19 protein-coding genes are annotated in these 18,084 nt (G+C 68.5%); 13 read left to right on the plus strand and 6 right to left on the minus strand.

Features of this window, described 5'->3' with window-relative positions:
* Positions 1–72: 72 nt before the first annotated feature.
* From PO768_RS11415 to PO768_RS11425, 3 genes are read right to left on the minus strand one after another with little or no spacing between them, the layout of a single operon-like run.
* The gene (locus PO768_RS11415) at positions 73–1,404 is read right to left on the minus strand and encodes a hypothetical protein (RefSeq protein ID WP_272646160.1); all 1,332 of its coding nucleotides are present in this window, start codon (positions 1,402–1,404) and stop codon (positions 73–75) included.
* A complete protein-coding gene (locus tag PO768_RS11420; RefSeq protein WP_272646161.1) occupies positions 1,398–2,618 on the minus strand; it encodes a PEP-CTERM sorting domain-containing protein in 1,221 nt (406 codons plus the stop codon). Before PO768_RS11420 ends, PO768_RS11415 begins: the two co-directional genes overlap by 7 nt.
* Before the next feature lie 18 nt (positions 2,619–2,636).
* Positions 2,637–3,707, minus strand: coding sequence for a porin (locus PO768_RS11425; protein ID WP_272646162.1), 1,071 nt, complete (start codon positions 3,705–3,707; stop codon positions 2,637–2,639).
* 127 nt (positions 3,708–3,834) lie between these two features.
* Between PO768_RS11425 and PO768_RS11430 the strand changes: the two genes are divergently transcribed.
* From PO768_RS11430 to PO768_RS11490, 13 genes are all read left to right on the plus strand, one after another.
* Complete coding sequence (locus tag PO768_RS11430) at positions 3,835–4,749, plus strand: LysR family transcriptional regulator (RefSeq protein WP_272646163.1); 915 nt, start codon at positions 3,835–3,837, stop codon at positions 4,747–4,749.
* Positions 4,742–5,746, plus strand: coding sequence for a tripartite tricarboxylate transporter substrate binding protein (locus PO768_RS11435; RefSeq protein WP_272646164.1), 1,005 nt, complete (start codon positions 4,742–4,744; stop codon positions 5,744–5,746). The genes PO768_RS11430 and PO768_RS11435 overlap by 8 nt, the downstream gene beginning before the upstream one ends.
* Before the next feature lie 212 nt (positions 5,747–5,958).
* Positions 5,959–6,381, plus strand: coding sequence for a hypothetical protein (locus PO768_RS11440; protein WP_272646165.1), 423 nt, complete (start codon positions 5,959–5,961; stop codon positions 6,379–6,381).
* A 59-nt stretch (positions 6,382–6,440) separates the two neighbouring features.
* The gene (locus tag PO768_RS11445; RefSeq protein ID WP_272646166.1) at positions 6,441–6,791 is read left to right on the plus strand and encodes a hypothetical protein; all 351 of its coding nucleotides are present in this window, start codon (positions 6,441–6,443) and stop codon (positions 6,789–6,791) included.
* Positions 6,792–6,837: 46 nt separating this feature from the next.
* Positions 6,838–7,566 (plus strand): DUF4386 domain-containing protein, encoded by a 729-nt coding sequence (locus tag PO768_RS11450; protein WP_272646167.1) that lies wholly within the window; start codon positions 6,838–6,840, stop codon positions 7,564–7,566.
* Between the two features lie 80 nt (positions 7,567–7,646).
* A complete protein-coding gene (locus PO768_RS11455; protein WP_272646168.1) occupies positions 7,647–10,367 on the plus strand; it encodes a M16 family metallopeptidase in 2,721 nt (906 codons plus the stop codon).
* A gap of 167 nt (positions 10,368–10,534) precedes the next feature.
* Positions 10,535–11,047: a hypothetical protein gene (locus PO768_RS11460; protein WP_272646169.1), complete on the plus strand. Its 513-nt coding sequence runs from the start codon at positions 10,535–10,537 to the stop codon at positions 11,045–11,047.
* Complete coding sequence (locus tag PO768_RS11465) at positions 11,040–11,714, plus strand: PspA/IM30 family protein (RefSeq protein WP_272646170.1); 675 nt, start codon at positions 11,040–11,042, stop codon at positions 11,712–11,714. Before PO768_RS11460 ends, PO768_RS11465 begins: the two co-directional genes overlap by 8 nt.
* Positions 11,715–11,719: 5 nt before the next feature.
* Positions 11,720–12,352 (plus strand): YqiJ family protein, encoded by a 633-nt coding sequence (locus tag PO768_RS11470; protein ID WP_272646171.1) that lies wholly within the window; start codon positions 11,720–11,722, stop codon positions 12,350–12,352.
* 37 nt (positions 12,353–12,389) lie between these two features.
* Positions 12,390–14,093, plus strand: a complete 1,704-nt coding sequence (locus PO768_RS11475) for a flotillin family protein (protein ID WP_272646172.1) — start codon at positions 12,390–12,392, stop codon at positions 14,091–14,093.
* 1 nt (position 14,094) lies between these two features.
* The gene (locus PO768_RS11480; protein ID WP_272646173.1) at positions 14,095–15,066 is read left to right on the plus strand and encodes an alpha/beta hydrolase; all 972 of its coding nucleotides are present in this window, start codon (positions 14,095–14,097) and stop codon (positions 15,064–15,066) included.
* 58 nt (positions 15,067–15,124) lie between these two features.
* A complete protein-coding gene (locus tag PO768_RS11485) occupies positions 15,125–15,541 on the plus strand; it encodes a DUF3224 domain-containing protein (RefSeq protein ID WP_272646174.1) in 417 nt (138 codons plus the stop codon).
* A 61-nt stretch (positions 15,542–15,602) separates the two neighbouring features.
* Complete coding sequence (locus PO768_RS11490) at positions 15,603–15,929, plus strand: antibiotic biosynthesis monooxygenase family protein (RefSeq protein ID WP_269838331.1); 327 nt, start codon at positions 15,603–15,605, stop codon at positions 15,927–15,929.
* A gap of 32 nt (positions 15,930–15,961) precedes the next feature.
* On the opposite strand, the gene PO768_RS11495 is transcribed toward PO768_RS11490, so the two are convergent.
* From PO768_RS11495 to PO768_RS11505, 3 genes are all read right to left on the minus strand, one after another.
* A complete protein-coding gene (locus tag PO768_RS11495) occupies positions 15,962–16,423 on the minus strand; it encodes a hypothetical protein (protein ID WP_272646175.1) in 462 nt (153 codons plus the stop codon).
* 214 nt (positions 16,424–16,637) lie between these two features.
* Positions 16,638–17,546, minus strand: coding sequence for a LysR family transcriptional regulator (locus tag PO768_RS11500; protein WP_137942843.1), 909 nt, complete (start codon positions 17,544–17,546; stop codon positions 16,638–16,640).
* A gap of 5 nt (positions 17,547–17,551) precedes the next feature.
* Positions 17,552–18,084 (minus strand): CHAD domain-containing protein (locus PO768_RS11505; protein ID WP_272646176.1); only part of this gene is annotated, 533 nt, incomplete at its 5' end.

The raw sequence follows: 18,084 nt of genomic DNA on the forward strand, positions 1-18,084 counted from the left end.
ACCGTGAGCGGGCAAGTGGGTCAAACCCGTGAGACCCCCGACTCATATGGACATTTTCTGAACACCTCGCTGTCAAGGCCGGCGCCGTGCTGGCACCCGGCTTTCCAGCGCAGCCGGCCGGTAGTCGGGCTGGAAACGGCAGCTCGACGGGAAGCGGGCCTGGGCCAGGCGACAAGCTTCGGCCACCGCAGCCGGCATCGGCTTGCGGCCCTGCTCGACCCAGGCCTGCAGCGCGTCGAGCGCGGCCACATAGCTGGCGTCGCTGAGGTAGCTGTGATCGCTGTCGGCCGTGAAGGTCTGCACCAGGCCATCGGCACGGCCGGCACTGGCCATGGTGTCGGCCCAGACCGATTCCAGCTCGACGAAGACGGTCGGATCGTTGATGCCGTGAAGCGTCAGCACCGGCACCGGGATGCGGCCCCGAGGATCGGCATCGGCGCCGAAACGGGCCACGGCGGCCGGGTCGGCGGCGTAGCGCAGCACACCGGCGTTCAGGGCCTGGTCATCGGAAGAGCCGCGATAGACCGCGCCGATATTGCCGAACACATTGCCGCCGCCCGTGCGCTTGGTGGCGATGTCCTGGAAGTGAAAGGTGGCCCAGTTCAGATGGCTTTGCACGCTACGCTCGGGGATACGTATCACGTCGACAATGGTCTTGAGCCGGTGGGCCTGCTCGGCGCTGCGCTCGGCGGCCGGCCGGCCCAGGCCCAGGCAGTCCCTGGTGCGCTGCGCCAGCTCGGCCGTGGTCAGCGAGGCGCCGGCCGGCAGCCCCATCCACAGCGGGTATTGCGGCTCGTCGGGGCGCGGATGGTTGTTGCACAGGTATTGGTAGACCACGCGCAGATCGAGCCGGAAATCGTAGGAGCGCGTGCCGCCGGCCAGCAGGCCGTTGGTCAGCAGCACCGCGTCATAGGGCTTGCCGGCGGTGAACAGCTCGGCCCCCCTGGCTGCGACGCCGGCACCCCAAGACTGGCCGTGCAATATCGTCAGCTTCGGCTTGGCCATATGCCGGACAAAGATGCCGCGCAGGCGCTCGGTGTCCTCGGCCGCCGCCGTCACCGCGACGCCACCCTGGCGGAAGCTGGACGCCGCCCAGGCATAGCCGGCGCGCGGCATGATGGACCAACGCTGCAAGTCCTCCTCGACCCGCTTCATCGTCGGCGCGCCGAGGAAGGGGCCGCCATGGGCATGCAGCAGCAATCGGCCGTTCCAATCGCCGGGCATGGCAATCAGATAGAAGGCGCCGGCACTGTCTTGCCCGCCCAGGCAGCGGATCTCGGCGCCGAGGCCAGCTGGGCAGGCTCGGGGCTGCGGCGCGGTCTCGGCCACGGGCGGGGTCTGGTGGGCACAGGCCGCCAGCAGCGCCAGGATCAGGGCCAGCGCCAGTCTTTGGATCATCAGCATGGTGTCGAGCTCCTTTTCGCGCGCAAGCCCAGCAGCAGGAGGCCGGCCAGCAGCAGCGCATAGCTGGCGGGCTCGGGCACCGGCGTCGTGAAGCCCAGTTGCTCGCTGGCCACGCGCTGCAGCCGCAGCGCGTCGGCGCTGCTGATGCCCAGGTCGGCCGCCGCGATCTCGGCCGCGCCCAGCGAGGCCGGATCCAGGCCGGTCAGGCTGCCGAACAGGGTCAGCGCGCCCAGATAGGAGCCGTAGGTGCTGGCATGGGTGCCGTCGTCGAACCAGAGGTCGATCAGGCCGTCGCTGGCGGCATCGGCCGCATACATATCGGGTGTCGCGATGCCGCTGGTGATCGCGCGCATAAAGCTGTCGCCGACCGGCGCGATCGCGGTGATGCCGCCGCTGCCGTCGGCGCCGGCCAAGGTCGCCGCCGTCTGATAGGCGGCGCGCAGGTCTGCGGCCATCGCGCCCAGCGAGCCGTAGAAGGAGGTGGCCGGCGTGCTGGTGAAGCTGACCGCCCCGGTGATCGGATCGGTGACGGTCGTGAACGGCGCGTTGACCAGATTGGGCCGCGCCCAGGTCTGGTACAGATAGAGCTCGGTAGCCGCGCTGGCGTTCGTGTTGGCGGGAATGTTGCGCAGGGTGCCGCAGGTGCCGGCGCTGGCGCCGGTGATGGCCGCGCATTCGGCATTGCTGCCACCGATCAGATCACGCTCACGGTAAGACAGCGCATGGCCCTGGTGCGCGTAGTCCTCGATCAGGTCCACGTAGGTGTTGAAGTAGGCCGGATTGGAGGCCAGCCCGGCCTGCTTGGGCAGGGCCTCGTCGCTCTGCTCCTGCAGCACCAGCTTGCTCCAGCTCTGCGAGGCGATATTGCCGCGCAGGTCCCAGCCGGCCGGATTGCTGTTCAGGAAGTGGCCGCGCAGCGAGGCGGCATTGCGGGTCGACAGGGCCACGTCATAGTCGAGCCCGGCCTGCACGGTGAACTGCTTGAAGATGCCGGCCACCCCGCCCCAGGGATGGGGCTCGAAGCTGTTGCTGCCGGTCGGGTTGGCCAGCGCCATCGCGGCGGTCAGGTCCCGCACGTTCGCGCTGTTGTAGCTCATCACCGGATCGACCCGGCCAAATGTGTAGCTGTTGCCGACGAACAGCACGCTGATCGGTTCGGCCTGCAGGCTGCCGGCGCCCAGCAGGGCCAGCAAGATGACGGGGAGTCTCTTCATGATGACGGTCTCCTTGGCTCAGAAGCTGTGACGCAGACCCAGGTCCAGGCCGGAACTGCTGCCACCGGGGGTGGTCGGCGCCAGACCGACATGGAAGCGCCTGCCTGCGCCCTTGTGGTCGATGCGGGCGGCCGTCGCAGACAGCGCGCTGCGCTGGGACAGCGCGTGCACAGAGCCGATGGCCAGATGCGTCGCATCGCTGGCGACGCGGCTGGCCTTCAGCGTCGTGTAGGCGATGCGCAACTCGCCCTGGGCGCTGACGTCCCATTGCGTGCCCAGCATCAGCGCGCGGGTGCGGGTCACGCCGACCCTGTTCTCGCCCCATAGCGCCATCAGCTTGGCCGCGCCGAGCTTGTAGTTCAGGCCGATATTGCTCTGCCGGTAGTCGCCGCTGGCATAGCGGGTCCTGCCGGTGGCCGCCGCCATGTTCCAGCCGCCGCTGCGCCAGCCCAGGCGCAGGCCCTGGTGATTGCCGTCCTTGGCGGTGGCCGTGCCGCCGGGCTGCTCGCCGCTGGCGATCATCAATGCGCCATAGAGGCCGGCGGCATTGGCCGGCAGGTGGTAGCCGATCGAGTTGGACGCGCGCACGCTGGTGCGCACCGTCGTGCCGCCACTGTTGACCGGGTAGAACAGCAGGCCCGAGCTGCCCACGCCATTGGTGCCGAAGGGGTGCATTGCGGTGGTCAGATTGCCGAAGCTGGGCACATAGTCGCGGCCCAGGCGCAACTCGCCCCAGCTCCCTTGCAGGCCCACGGTAGAGCGCCGGCCCCAGGTCAGCCCACCGCTGACCGAGTCCTTGTTATTGGTGCTGGTAGCGCCGCTGGTGCCGTTGTCGACATTGATGGCCGACTCGATCCAGAAGTTGGCCTTCAGCCCGCCACCCAGGTCCTCGCTGCCGCGAAAGCCGATGCGGCTGGAGGTGTTGCCATCGCCGTTGACCAGGGACTGGCTCTCGGCGCCGCTGGCGCTGAGCCGGCGGAGGCCCAGGTCCAGCAGGCCGAACACCGTGACCTGGGCCTGAGCGGCCGGGCTGAGGAAAAGAATGGCGGGCGCGAACGCGATCCCCGCGAGAAGGCGGTGCAGTGTCAAGTCTTGTCTCCAAAGTGTTGTTATGCATGGCCGCTGAGCGCACGACAGCAGGCCATGAACGACACCTTAGGCCCCACATTACCTAGCGTCAAATATACTGACAACACGATCTCAAGACCTTTTGCATATGGACTTGCGCCAGCTCCGCTACTTCGTCACCGTGGCCGAAACAGGCCATATGACGCGTGCCGCCGCGCTGCTGGGCATCCAGCAGCCGCCGCTGAGCCAGCAGATCAAGGCGCTGGAGCAGCAACTGGGCCTGCCGCTGCTGCAGCGCCATCCCAAAGGCGTGAGCTTGACCGACGGCGGGCGGCTGCTGCTGATTGATGCCAAGCGGCTGCTGCAGGACTTCGGCGAGATGCGCGAGCGCATGGAGCGCCTGGCCAGCGGCCAGCAGGGCCTGCTGTCGGTGGGCTTCACCAGCTCGGCCGCCGCCCATGCCTACACACCGGCGGTGCTACGCGCCTGCCGCAGCCGCCACCCGGGCATCGCCCTGACGCTCAGCGAGGACAACGCGGCCGCGCTGATCGAGGCGGTCGCGAAGGCGCGGCTGCACTGCGCCTTTGTGCGCGTGCCGGTGACGCAGCCCGAGGAGCTGGTGTTCGAAACCCTCCTCAGCGAGCCGGCCCTGCTGGCTGTGCCGCTGGACCACCGACTGGCCGGCACGGCCCGCAACCGCCATACTGCGGTGCCGCTGGCCGAGTTGCATGGCGAGGCGCTGATCCTGGTGCGCCGCCCCGGCGCGGCCGGCCTCTATGCCAATCTGCTGAGCCTGTGCGAGCGCTCCGGCGTGCAGCCGCGCATCGCCGCCGAGGTCGAGCGCATGATGACCAATCTGAACCTGGTCGCGGCCGGCGCCGGCATCTCCATCGTGCCGGCCTCAATGCGCGGCGCCCATGCCCATTCCATCGTCTACCGGCCCTTGCCGAAGAACGCCGCGCTGCAAGCCCCGCTGACCCTGGTCTACCGTCGGGCGGATCAGCTCGGAACCATGGCCAGCTTCCTGAACCTGGCGCGCGAGATCGCGCAAGAGCATGTGTAGGCTGGCTGTGCTGCTGGCCCTGCTGCTGGCCGCCCTGCCCGCCAGTGCCTGGCCGGAGCGGGCGATCCGGTTGCTGGTGGCCTATCCGCCCGGCGGCGTCAGCGACGAGACCGCGCGGCTGTTGGCTCAAGGCATGAGCCAGCGACTCAAGGTGCCGGTGCTGGTGGAGAACCGCGCCGGCGCCGGCGGTGTGGCCGCGATGGAGGCGCTGGCGCGCGCCGCGCCCGACGGCCACACGCTGTGCTATTCGGCCATCAGCCCGCTGGTGATCGCGCCGCTGCTGGGCAAGCCGGCCTACGACGCGCAGCGCGACTTCGCGCCGGTGATGCGGGTGATGGACACGCCGGTGCTGCTGCTGGCCCACGCCGGCTTCAAGCCCGACAGCCTGGCCGAGCTGCTGGCCCTGGCGCGCAGCCAGCCGGGTCGCGTGCGCTGGGCCAGCTCGGGCCAGGCCACGATAGGCCATCTGGTGCTGGAGCAGCTGAAGCTGGCCGCCGGCGTCGACATCACCCATGTGCCCTACAAGGGCGGCGGCCAGCAGCTCAATGACGCGCTGAGCGGGCAGTTCGAGATGCTGTCCTCGAATGTCGCGCCCCAGCAATTGCAGTATGTGCGCCAGGGCCGGCTCAAAGCCATCGCGGTCGGCGCGCCGCAGCGCCTGGCCGCGCTGCCCGAGGTGCCGACCTTGGCCGAGCTGGGCTACCCCACGGCCAATCTGGTCTCCACCTTCGGCATCTTCGCGCCGCAGGGCCTGCCATCGCAGCGGCTGCAGCGACTCAACGAGCTGCTCAACGAGGTGCTCGCCGAGCCCGAGCTGCAGCAGCGCCTGGCCGCCAGCAGCAATCTNTCTTCGCGCCGCAGGGCCTGCCATCGCAGCGGCTGCAGCGACTCAACGAGCTGCTCAACGAGGTGCTCGCCGAGCCCGAGCTGCAGCAGCGCCTGGCCGCCAGCAGCAATCTGCCGGGCGGCGGCAGCGCGCGGGACTTCGAGCTGCTGATAGAGCGCGAGCGCGGCCGGGCGGTGTCGATGGGGCTGGGCGGCGTGGGACGGTAGCACGCTCTAGGCATCCGGCCGCGTGAAGCGGATCACCGGACGCGGGGAAGCCTCGGAACATAGCTCCCCCCTTTGGTAGGAGACAAAGCCCATGCAGGCGACCCTAAACTGCCGACCTGGTCAACCTTGCCTTGCGGCAAGCACCGAAGCGGGCATATGGCGTACCTCTTGGTCGTTCTCTTCTTTCTGGCTTTGTTCGTGGTGGCGCCACTCAAGGGCGCCTTGGTTTTTTCCGGGTCCCTGCTTTTGGCATCGCTGGCCGTTCAGGCCACGAGCTCGGTGGTGTCGAGGGTCAGCGTGTCGCTGACCGAAGCATTCAAGGCGATTGTCCTGTCCTTGTTCTTTACCGCCATCGCGGCATTCACAGCCGTCAGCTTCATGGTCGGCGCTCCCCGGGAACTGCTCAACAGCGGCAGCGGCCTGGTGTTGCTGGCGCTGCAGTACGGTGCTTACGTACTCGGATTCCGGATGGCTTTGGGGCTCACGTTTGCACACTCGGCTGTCGTGGCGGTCATCTCGACCCTGGTCACTTCGGTCGCCATCTGGTTCATCGCCCGGATGGCCACGCTCGGCGCTTAGCCGGCTCGCCAATGGCTGCCTTCGAACAGGCGCCGCAGATCGACTGTTGAACCCTGATCATGGATAGCCCTCCCGCCCGACCCGAATTGCTCGACTACGTGGTCTTCTTCGAGACCGAGCCCGATTGGGTACATCCCGAGGGCTGGTACTACGGCGTCCGCTTCGAGACCACACGCGGCCAGGACCGCATCATCGCGACCCTGGCGCCGGACGAGGCCGAGTTCTCGTTCGAATGGTGGCAGGGTGATGTGCGCCGCCTGCGGGTTCAATCGGTGCTGGCCGTCGACTGGCGGATCGAAACCACGTCGACCCGGGAGCTGCTGCGCGTCGGTTACAACGACCTGCAGGTCAAGTTCTGCGAGCTGCAGCTCCGGCCCCATGTGAGCATCGATTGGGCCATGACGTGGTGACGGGCGCAGGCCCTGCGGTCGGGCTCGAAGACTGCAGAATCTGCCCATGACCCCATCCCTCGAACGCTCGCCGCAGCCCTATCTGCGCATCGCCGGCCTCTTGTATCTGGCCATCATCGCCCTCGGGCTGTTCGGTGAGGCGGTCGTGCGCGGCAGCCTGGTCGTGGCCGGTGACGCGGCGGCTACTGCGGCGCGCATCGCCGCCGAGCCGCTGCTGTGGCGGGCCGGCATCGCCGGCGATCTGCTGATGCATGTGCTCGATCTGCCGGTGATCCTGGCGCTCTACTACCTGCTGCGGCCGGTCAGCAAGCCACTGGCCCTGCTCGCCACCTGGTTCAACCTGATCCAGACCGCCGTGCTCGCCGCCAACAAGCTCAATCTGCTGCTGCCTGTCCTGCTGCTGGAGGGCAGTGGCATCGGCCAGGCCTTCAGCGCAGCACAGCTGCAGGCACTGACGGCGCTGGCCATCAATCTGCATGGCTACGGCTTTGGCATCGGCCTGATCTTCTTCGGCATTGCCTGCTTGCTGCGCGGCTGGCTGATCGCCCGCAGCGGCTTCCTGCCCAAGCCCCTGGGCCTCTTGCTGCTGCTCGCGGGCCTCAGCTATCTGCTCAACAGCTTTGCGCTGCTGCTGGCGCCCAAGCTCGCGGCGGCGATGTTTCCCGCCATCCTGCTGCCGGCCTTCGTCGGCGAGCTGGCGCTGGCGCTGTGGCTGATCGTCAAGGGCGTGGACCTGCGGCAATGGGCGCGGCGGCGCGCCGACGCGCTCGCCTGAGGCCACCCATACTTCTGGCACCCCCGCTACGGGCTGCTACTCTCTCTTCCGCCAAAACTGCATCCACCGGATTTGTCACCATGACTCTTGTTCGCCCCCTCGGTCTGGCGCTCTGCCTGGCTCTTTGTTTCGGCACGGCCGGCGCCCAGGCGGCGACCAAGCCGCTCGCGGCCGTCACCACGGTCGAAGGCATTGCCGAGTACCGGCTGGCCAATGGCATGCAGGTGCTGCTGGCGCCGGACAACTCCAAGCCCAGCACCACGGTCAATGTGACCTACCGGGTCGGCTCCAAGCATGAGAACTATGGCGAGACCGGCATGGCCCATCTGCTCGAGCATCTGATCTTCAAGGGCACGCCGAAGAACCGCGCGCCCTGGGCCGAGTTCAGCAAGCGGGGCCTGCGCGCCAACGGCTCGACCTGGCTGGACCGCACCAACTACTTCGCCAGCTTTGCCGCCAACAACGACAACCTGAAGTGGTATCTGGATTGGCAGGCCGATGCGATGGTCAACAGCTTCATCGCCCGCAAGGACCTGGACACCGAGATGACCGTGGTGCGCAACGAGATGGAGATGGGCGAGAACAACCCCGGCTACATCGTCTACGAGCGTCTGATGGGCGCGATGTACACCTGGCACAACTATGGCAAGAGCACCATAGGCGCGCGCGCCGATATCGAGAACGTCGACATCCCGCGCCTGCAGGGCTTCTACCGTACCTATTACCAGCCCGACAACGCCACCCTGATCGTCTCCGGCAAGTTCGAGCCGGCCCAGGTGCTGGCCTGGGTGCAGGCCAGCTTCGGCAAGATCCCTGCACCCAAGCGCCAGCTGCCCAAGCTCTACACCCTGGACCCGGTGCAGGACGGAGAACGCATGGTGATAGTGCGCCGCAACGGCGGCGTCGCCAGCGCCAACGTGGCCTACCATGTGCCGCCCGGCCCGCACCCGGACTATGCGGCCGTCGAGCTGCTGAACCTGATCCTGACCGAGCCGCCGGCCGGCCGCCTGCACAAGCAGCTGGTCGAGAGCAGCAAGACCGCCGCCTCGGTCAGCGCCTTCAGCGCGCCGCTGGCCGAGCCGGGTTTCACGATGATTGGCGCCGACCTGGCCCCGGGCGCCGATCTGGACGCGCTCAGCCGCGAGATGCTGGCCGTCGTCGAAGGCCTGGGCAAGACGCCGATCAGCGCCGACGAACTCAAGCGCGCCCAGCAGCGCTGGCTGAACCGCTGGGAGCAGCAGTTTGCCGATCCCGAGCAGGTCGGCACCGCCTTGTCCGAAACCATCAGCCAGGGTGACTGGCGCCTGTTCTTCCTGCTGCGCGACCGCATCAAGGCCGCCCAGCTGGCCGATGTGCAGCGGGTGGCCAACGAGCGCCTGATCCAGGCCAACCGCACGCTGGCCCACTACATCCCGACCGACAAGCCGCTGCGCGCACCGGCCCCGGCCAAGGTCGATGTGGCCGCCGAGATGAAGGCCTTCAAGCCGGCTGCCGCCGAAGCCGCCGTGGCCGCTTTCGATGCGACCCCGGCCAATATCGACAAGCTGACCCAGACCCACCAGCTCGCCAACGGCATGAAGCTGGCCCTGCTACCCAAGCCCACGCGCGGCGGCACCGTCAATGCCAGCATCACGCTGCGCTGGGGCGACGCCGACAGCCTGAAGGGCCTGCGCCCGGTGGCCGAGGCCACCGGCGCCCTGCTCGACAAGGGCACGCAGACCCTGAGCCGCCAGCAGCTGCGCGACCGGCTCGACGCGCTGAAGGTGGAGCTGCGCGTGATGCCGGCGGCCGATTCGGTCAGCATCGCCTGGGTCACCAAGCGCGAGCATGCGGTCGAGGCCGCCGCGCTGATCGCCGAGATGCTGCGCCGCCCGGCGCTGGCACCGGAAGCGCTGGAGGAGGTGCGTGCCCAGGCCCTGTCGGGCCTGCAGGCGCAGCGCGCCGAGCCCGAGGCGGTGGCCGAGAACGCGCTGGCCCTGGCCATCAACCCCTACCCGCGCGGCGATGTGCGCCACAGCCGCAGCTTCGACGAGATCGAGGCCGACACCAAGGCCGTCAAGATCGAGCAGCTGCGCGAGTTCCACCAGCGCTTCTACGGCGCGGCCCAGGCCCAGTTCAGCGCGGTCGGCGACTTCGATGCCGCAGCGCTGAAGACGGCGCTGGCCAAGGCCCTGGGCGACTGGAAGGCTGCCGCGCCCTACCAGCGCATCGCGACGCCCAGCGCCGGCGCGCCCGGCAAGCTGCAGCTGCTGGCCACGCCCGACAAGCAAAACGCCGTGCTGGCCGCCCGCATGCCGCTAGCGCTGAACGACGACCACGCCGACTACGCGGCGGTCTCGGTGGCCAACTATCTGTTCGGTGGCGGCCAGGATTCGCGGCTGTGGACCCGCATCCGCGAGAAGGACGGCCTGAGCTACGGCGTCTGGTCCTTCCTGGCCTGGAGCCAGATCGATCTGACCTCGCCCTGGAATATCGGCGCCATCTTCGCGCCGAGCAACCGCACCAAGGTCGAGACCGCGCTGCGCGAGGAAGTGGCGCGCGCCTTGAAGGACGGCTTCAGCGCCGCCGAGCTTGAAAGCGCCAAGAAAGCCATGCTCTCGCAGCGCCGCCTGGGCCGCGCCCAGGACCCCGGCCTGACCCGCGCGCTGGCCGGCAACCTCTATCTGGGCCGCACCATGGCCAAGAGCCAGCAGGTCGACGACGCCATCACCGCGCTGAACCTGGACCAGGTCAACGCGGCGCTGCGCAAGTACTTCAAGCTGGAAGACTTCCAGATCGTGTTCGCGGGCGACTTCAAGTAAGCCGCAGGCGAGACAACGCCTCACGAAAAAACGGCCTAAGGGCCGTTTTTTCGTTTTGCGGGCCGAGGTGCCGCAATCGTGTTCCGCGTCTCCCCCTTCGGGGTGATGGATGCATCGAATTCAAACGAATACATTTGATTTCAACGCATCAACCCGAGAGGCAGTTCATGAGTGCCAGCACCAGCATGGAGCCGCTGTCGGCCCGGATTCCCAGCGATCTGTATCTGTGGCTGGCCCAGCTGCAGGTGGACGGCGCCACCACCAACAGCGACAAGCTGCGCGTGCTGCTGGGCCAGCTCAAGCGCCAGCATGACGGCGCCTTTGACCATGTGGCCGCGCTGTCCTGGTGCCGCGATCTGGTGGCGCGGCTGCGCGACTCGCTGGCGCGGCTGGAGCTGGCCGAGGGCCGCCATTCCGAGGTGCTGCAGCAGGTGCTGGACCACAGCTGCCACACGATGGCCCTCTTGATCAGCGCCCAGCCGGACAACCCGGCCGCAGCCGCCCAGCTGGAGGACGCGCTGCTGCGCCGCAGCTTCGCGCTGACCGAGTCCCTGCTGCGCCAGGCCACGACGGCCGAGGCCAGCGCCTTCGATCCCCAGGTGGTGCACAAGCATCTGCCCACCACTTTGCAACTGGCCCAGGCCATCACTCTCTTGAAAGGAGCCCAACACCATGGCTGAGACTCTGAAGAACCGCGTCGGTCGCGTGATGGCCGGCGGCGTGCATGCCCTGCTCGACCGCATCGAGGACCGCGCGCCCGAGGCGATGATGGAGCAGGCGCTGCGCGAGCTGGACGGCGTCGTCGGCGAGGTGCGCCACGAGCTGGGCGTGCATGCCGCCAACCGCCACCTGGCCCAGCAGCGCCATGCCGAGCTGAACAAGCAGCATGAGGCGCTGAGGGGCCAGATCGAGTTGGCACTGGGCCAGCAGCGCGAGGAACTGGCGCGTGCCGCCGTCGGCCGCCAGCTCGATATCGAGACCCAGCTGCCGCTGCTGGAGAGAAGCCTTGCCGAGCTGGCCCGCCAGGAAGGCGAGCATCGCGGCTATGTCGACGCCCTGCTGGCCAAGCGGCGCGAGATGGAGGCGGCGCTGGGCCAGTTCCGCCAGAGCCGTGCCGGCAGCAGCGCAGCGCCAGCGGCCGGCGTCAACAAGCCGGCCGGCGCTATCGAGGCCCGCATCGCCGGCGCCACCGGCGCCTTCGATCGGGTCTACGAGCGCCAGACCGGCCTCGCCGGCCCGGCACGCGCCGTGCAGCTGGAGCAGGCCGGCCAGCTGCAGTCGCTGGAGGACCTGGTGCGCCAGACCCAGATCGAGGCCCGCCTGGCCCAGCTCAAACAAGGCAGCTGAGCGTCATGAGCCTGTTCACGACGCCCGAGAACCTGCCCTTCGGCATCGCCTTCGCGCTGATCGTCGGCATCGCGCTGCTCGAAGGCCTGGGCATGATGATCTCGCTGAGCCCCAGCAACTGGCTGGACGACTGGCTGCCCGAGGCCGGCCACGAGAGCGCGCTGGACCGGGTGCTGGGCTGGCTGCATCTGGGTCGGGTGCCCTCGCTGGTCTTGCTGCTGCTGTTCCTGACCGGCTATGCGCTGTTCGGCTACAGCCTGCAGCTGGTCTGCCGTGGCCTGGTCGGCCACTACCTGCCGGCCTGGCTCGCCGGGCTGGCCGCCGTGCCGGCCGGCCTGGCCACGGTGCGCGGCCTGGGTGCGCTGGTGGCCCACATCATCCCGCGCGACGAGAGCACGGCAGTCAGCGCGCAGACCCTGCTGGGACGCGTCGGCACCGTCTATGCCGGCCATGCCCGGCAGGGCCTGGCGGCCCAGGCCCGGGTGCGCGACGAGCATGGCCGCAACCACTATCTGCTGGTCGAGCCCGATCTGGCCGACGAGGTCTTCGAGGAAGGCGCCCAGGTGCTGCTGGTCAGCAAGAGCGGCGCGATCTACCGGGTGATACGCAACCCGCATCCAGGCCTGGTCGAGCGCTGAACACAAACGCATTCATTCAAGGAGGAAGGGAAAGAAGATGGACAACCTGATCGAGATGGGCATGATTGCCGGCGTCGCGCTGCTGGGTCTGCTGACCATAGGCATTGTGTTTGCGCGCCTGTACAAGCGCTCCACCAAGGAGACCGCCTTTGTGCGCACCGGCCTGGGTGGCCAGAAAGTCATCATGGACGGTGGCGCCATCGTGCTGCCGGTCTTCCATGAGCGCGTGCTGGTGAACATGAACACGCTCAAGCTCGAGGTGATGCGCCGCGAGCGCGAAAGCCTGATCACCAAGGACCGCATGCGTGTGGATGTGACGGCCGCCTTCTTCGTGCGCGTGCAGCAGACCGCCGAGGCCGTCAGCACGGCGGCCCAGACCCTGGGCACCCGCACCCTGGCCCCGGAGGCGCTGAAAAGCCTGGTCGAGGACAAGTTCGTCGACGCGCTGCGCGCCACCGCAGCGACCATGACCATCCAGGAGCTGCAGGACAAGCGCCGCGACTTCGTGCAGGCGGTGCAGAACGCGGTGGCCGAGGATCTGGAGAAGAACGGCCTGGAGCTGGAGTCCGTCTCGCTGACCAGCCTGGACCAGACCGACAAGCAGTTCTTCAACCCCAACAATGCCTTCGACGCCGAGGGTCTGACCCGGCTGACCGAGCAGACCGAGGCGCGCCGCAAGCAGCGCAACGATGTCGAGCAGGAAACCGAGATGCAGGTGCGCACCAAGAACCTGGAAGCGCAGCGCCAGAAGCTGACCATCGAGCAGGACCAGGAGTTCGCCACGCTGACCCAGCAGCGCCAGGTCGAGACCGCCCGCGCCGAGCAGATGGCCCAGATCGCCACTCAGCAGGCCGAGCGCAGCCGTGAGGCCGAAGCCGCCAAGATCGAAGCCGAGCGCCAGGTGGGCCAGAAGAAGATCGAGGCCGAGCGTGAGATCAAGAGTGCCGAGATCGAGAAGAATCTGGTCGTGCAAACCCGCGAGATCGAGCTGGAGCGCAAGACCGAGATGCTGCGCGCCGAGCAGAAGAAGCAGGTCGAGATCGCGCGCCAGGAGATGCAGATCGCCATCGCCAACAAGAGCACCGAGCAGTCGGTCGCCGATGCGCTGGCCAACCAGGCGCGCGCCGACGCGGTCAAGGCCGAGGAAGGCGTCAACACCGCCCGCCAGGTCGCGGTGGCCGAGCGCGAGCGCAGCATCCAGCTGATCGAGGCCAGCAAGGAAGCCGAACAGCTGGCCATTGCGGTCAAGGTCTCGGCCTCGGCCGAGAAGGAGGCCGCGCTGGACCGCGCCGAAGCCATCACCATCGAGGCCAAGGCCAAGCAGGCCGCCGCCATCGCCGAGGCCGAAGGCCGCCGCGCCATCAACGAGGCACTGAACACCCTGTCGGCCGCGCAGATCGATCTGCAGGTGCGCACCCTCTTGCTGCAGCAGCTGCCGGCGGTGATCGAGCAGGCGGTGCGGCCGATGGAGAAGATCGACTCGATCCGGATCTTCCAGGTCAATGGCATGAACGGGGGCATGCCGGGTGCAGCCAACGAAGTCGGCAGCGCCAATGGCGCCACCTTCCCCGAGCAGGTCATGAACTCGGCCCTGCAGTACCAGATCGCCAAGCCCATCGTCGACGCGGTGATGAAGGACGCCGGACTCAATAACGAGGGCATCACCGGCATGGCGCAAAGCCTGGCCGGGATGCTGCAGCCGCAGGCGCCCGCGTTGCCGGCAGCGCCGCAGGGTGCCTGAGATGCAGCGGCGCCACTGCCTGGGCTTGCTGGCCGCACCAGCGCTGCTCGGCGCCATAGCGACCCGTGCAGCACCTATCGAGCTGTTGGAGCAAGACCTGACCCTAGAGCGCGGTGCACAGCGCCTGCATGGCAGCCTGCTGCGCCCGGCCCAAGCCCACAAGCCTCTGGTCGCGCTGATCATTGCAGGCTCCGGGCCGACCGACCGCGACGGCAACAGTGCCGGTCTGCCTGGCAGGAACGACAGCCTGAAGCTGCTGGCCCAGGGTCTGGCCCAGGCCGGCATTGCCAGCCTGCGCTACGACAAGCGTGGCGTCGGGGCGAGCGCTGCGGCGATGACGACCGAGGCCGAGCTTCGCTTCGAGCACTACGCTGATGACGCGACCGCCTGGGTTGAATTGCTGGCCCGCGACACACGCTTCTCGGGCGTGGCCATCATCGGCCACAGCGAGGGCGCTACCCTGGGCCTGCTGGCCGCGCAGCGCGGCAAGGCCAAGGCCTATGTCTCGCTGGCAGGCCCCGGTCGGCCGGCGGCCGAGGCCTTGCGCGCTCAGCTGGAAGGCAAGCTGCCGTCAGCGCTGATCGAACGCAATGAACAGATCCTGCAGGCCTTGCAGCGCGGCGACACGGTTGCCGACGTGCCACCACCGCTGGCCGCGCTGTACCGGCCTTCGGTCCAGCCCTATCTGATCAGCTGGTTCCGCGTCGACCCGGCGCGCGAGATCGCCAGGCTGACCATCCCGGTGGCAGTGGTCCAGGGCACGACCGACATCCAGGTCGCGGTCGACGACGCCAAGCGACTGGCCGCCGCCCGGCCCGGCAGCGCGCTGCATCTGATCGAGGGCATGAATCATGTGCTGAAGGCGGTGCCGGCTGATCCATCTAGACAGAGGGCCTCCTATAGCGACCCCTCCATGCCGCTGGCGCCGGAACTGCTCAAGCCCTTGGCGCTTTTCCTGACGGACGCCGTCTGATACAAGCCAGCGTTGCCATTCAACAATGCCGCAGCAGGCGCTTTCTCGGAGTCCCCACATGAGCCAACCCGCCGCCCCGGCCCAACTCGCCCTCGGCCAATTCAAAGTCAAGATCGGCCCGCCCGAAGCGATGAACGCACCGCCCGGCGCGGCACCCCTGTCGCGCCGCTCGCTGGACAAGCAGTACGAGGGCGGGCTGCAGGGCCAGGCGCTGGGCGAGATGCTGGCGGCCGGCCAGCCGCAGGCGGGCGAAGCGGCCTATACCGCGCTGGAGTCCTTCAGCGGCACGCTGGATGGCCGCGCCGGCAGTTTCGCGCTGGCCCATCTGGGCCTGATGAGCGGTGAGCGGCAGGACCTGCGCATCGCCATCGTGCCCGGTTCGGGCCTGGGCGAGCTGGCCGGCATCAGCGGCGAGCTGCGGCTGCGCATCGAAGGCGGCGTCCACCATTACGAGCTGAGCTACCGCCTGCCCTGAGCGCGGCCCGCAGGCCACATAATCGCGCTCCTTTCCCCACGACCGGCGGCGCAGGATCTCGATGTACTCCTCCACCTTCATCTTCGCGACCCAGCAGTTCGACGAGGCCTTTCATCGTCTGGACCAGCAGATCGCGGCCCATGCCAAGACCATCCCCGGCTATCTCGGCGAGGAGAGCTGGAGCAATGCCGACACCGGTCTGGTCTCCAATGTCTATTACTGGGAGACGCTGGAGGCCTTGCAGCAGCTGATGCAACACCCCAGCCATCTGGAGGCCAAGGCCGCGCAGGCGCAGTGGCTGGCCGGCTACCAGGTGGTGATCTCGCAGGTGCTGCGCTGCTATGGCGACGCCAAACTGACCGGCCTGCTGCCGAGCGCGTCTTTGTAGCCAGCCGTCCGCGCGCTGACCCGACGAATCCATCAGTTGGGGCGGCAACCGCCTTGCATCATCCGACTCTCGATGGCGATGATGCGGTCATGGCTGCGCCCCACGGCGCCGGAGTTGTCGATATTGCTCTGGCGACTGCTCCGCACGGCCGCATTGCGTTGCCCGAAGGCGTCGCCGCGCGCCTTGTTGAGCTGGGCGCAGTCGGCCTGCTGGCCCACCGGCTGCCACTGCCCGCCCCGCGTCGACGCATCGCCGAAGCTGCCCAGGCGAGCCTTCTCGGCATCGGCTCGCGCCTTCGCTTCCTTCTGGTCCTGTTCGGTCGGTCCGGGCGCAATGGTCAAGGGCTGGCCCTGACCGGCGCAAGGCAGGGTCTGGTAGCTCGCCTTGCCGTCGACCGTGCACTTGTAGACGCTCTGGCTCCAGGCATCGGCCAGGGGCAGCAGCGCGGCAGCGACCAAGACCGATGCGTGCAGAACAAGCGGGGTTGTCGTCATGGCGGGAGGGGTGGTTGGTGAAAGGCTGGTGGTCGACTTGAGCGGCCTCCTTGATTGAAGTTGTGGGGTGGCTCCTCGGTCAATCGCCACGAGGGGGGATGGGCGTGAAGCAGTACCGAAATCCTGCGCCACCCAAGGGCGCGAGGAGGCGGCGGTCTTCGTGCAGCACAGCAGGCCTCGGCGCCTATCGAGGCCTGCGCCTCGCCCTGAGCCCTCAGGGCTGATCCCAGTAAGGCCGCTGGGCATCGAATTGCCCGGCCAGGAAATCGACAAAGGTCCGCAGCAGCAGCGGCTGGTGGCGGCGGCTGGTGTAGACCGCGTGGATGCCCAGCTCGTCAGGCTCCCAGCCGGGCAACAGGCGCTGCAGCGCGCCGCTGGCCAGCAGCGGGCCGGCCAGATAGGTGGGCAGCAGGCCGATGCCAGCGCCGGCCAGCACCGCCTGCAGCAAGACCATGGCCTCGTTGGCGCGCAAGCGCGGCGGCGGCAGCGCCAGGCTGACGCGCTCGGCGCCGCGCTGCAGGCGCCACTCGTCGCTGCCAAAGCGGGCATGGCCGGCGACATCGTGCTGGGCCAGCTCGGCCGGCTCCGCCGGTGTGCCGCGCCGCGCCAGATAGGCCGGCGCTGCGCAGACCACCGAGCGGCACACGCTAAGGCGCCGCGCGATCAGGGCCGGGTCAAGCTGGTTGGTAATGCGCAGCGCCAAGTCGATGCGGTCCTCGACCAGATTGACCGCATGCTCGGAGGCCAGCAGTTCGATCTGGGTCTGCGGATGCTGCTGCAGGAACACCGCCACCGCCGGGGCCAGGTGCTGCTGGGCGAAGGACATGCTGGCGGTGATGCGCAGCCGGCCGCTGACGCTTTGGTGGCGCGCACCGGCCACCTCGCGCGCCTCCTCGGCCAGCTCAACCATCTGGCGGCAGCGCGGCAGCGCCTCCAGCCCGGCATCGGTCAGGCTCAGGCGCCGGGTGCTGCGCTGCATCAGCCGCGCGCCCAGCCATTGCTCCAGCGCCTCCAAATGGCGCGAGGCCATGGCCCGCGAGATGTCCAGCGCCTCGGCGGCCGCCGTCAGGCTGCCGCGGTCCACCACCTCGACAAAGACCTGCATGGCCTGCAAGCGGTCCATCGCCCTCAGCCCTGCTTCGCCAGCTTGCGCATCAGCGAGGCTAGCTCGCGCAGGCGCTGATCATGGCGGGCCTGCAACCAGCCCAGCGCGAAGAAGCTCCGGTCGTCATCGCCGGCACCTTGCCGCAAGGCCAGCGCCAAGTCGTTGAGTTCGCCCAGTGCCTCCTGCGCGGCGGCCAGACCGCGTGACCAGCGCTTCAGCTCCTTGGACTCGAACAGGCCGGCGCTGAACTCCAGCCCGTAGCGCAGGCGCTTGATGCGCTTGCGCAGGCGGTGACGCTGCGCCTCGTCCAAAGCGGCAAAGCGTTTCGCATCGGCACGCACCGCCTCGCTCCAGCGCTGCAGACGGCGGCGCAGCACCGGCCTCAGCTTGGCCTCGCCTTCGGGCGCGGCGGCCAGCTCGGCAATCCGGCCCATCAGGCTCAGCAGCAGCCTCTGGCCGTCCCGGCCGCGCACGAGCAGGGCCGGACTTTCGGCGGGCGCGGAAGAACTCGCGAGCGCCGGCGCCGCCTCCGGCCAGTGCGCCCGCAGCGCCGCCG

This window comes from Paucibacter sp. XJ19-41, assembly GCF_028462495.1.
In the GTDB taxonomy this organism is placed as follows: Bacteria; Pseudomonadota; Gammaproteobacteria; order Burkholderiales; family Burkholderiaceae_C; genus Roseateles_E.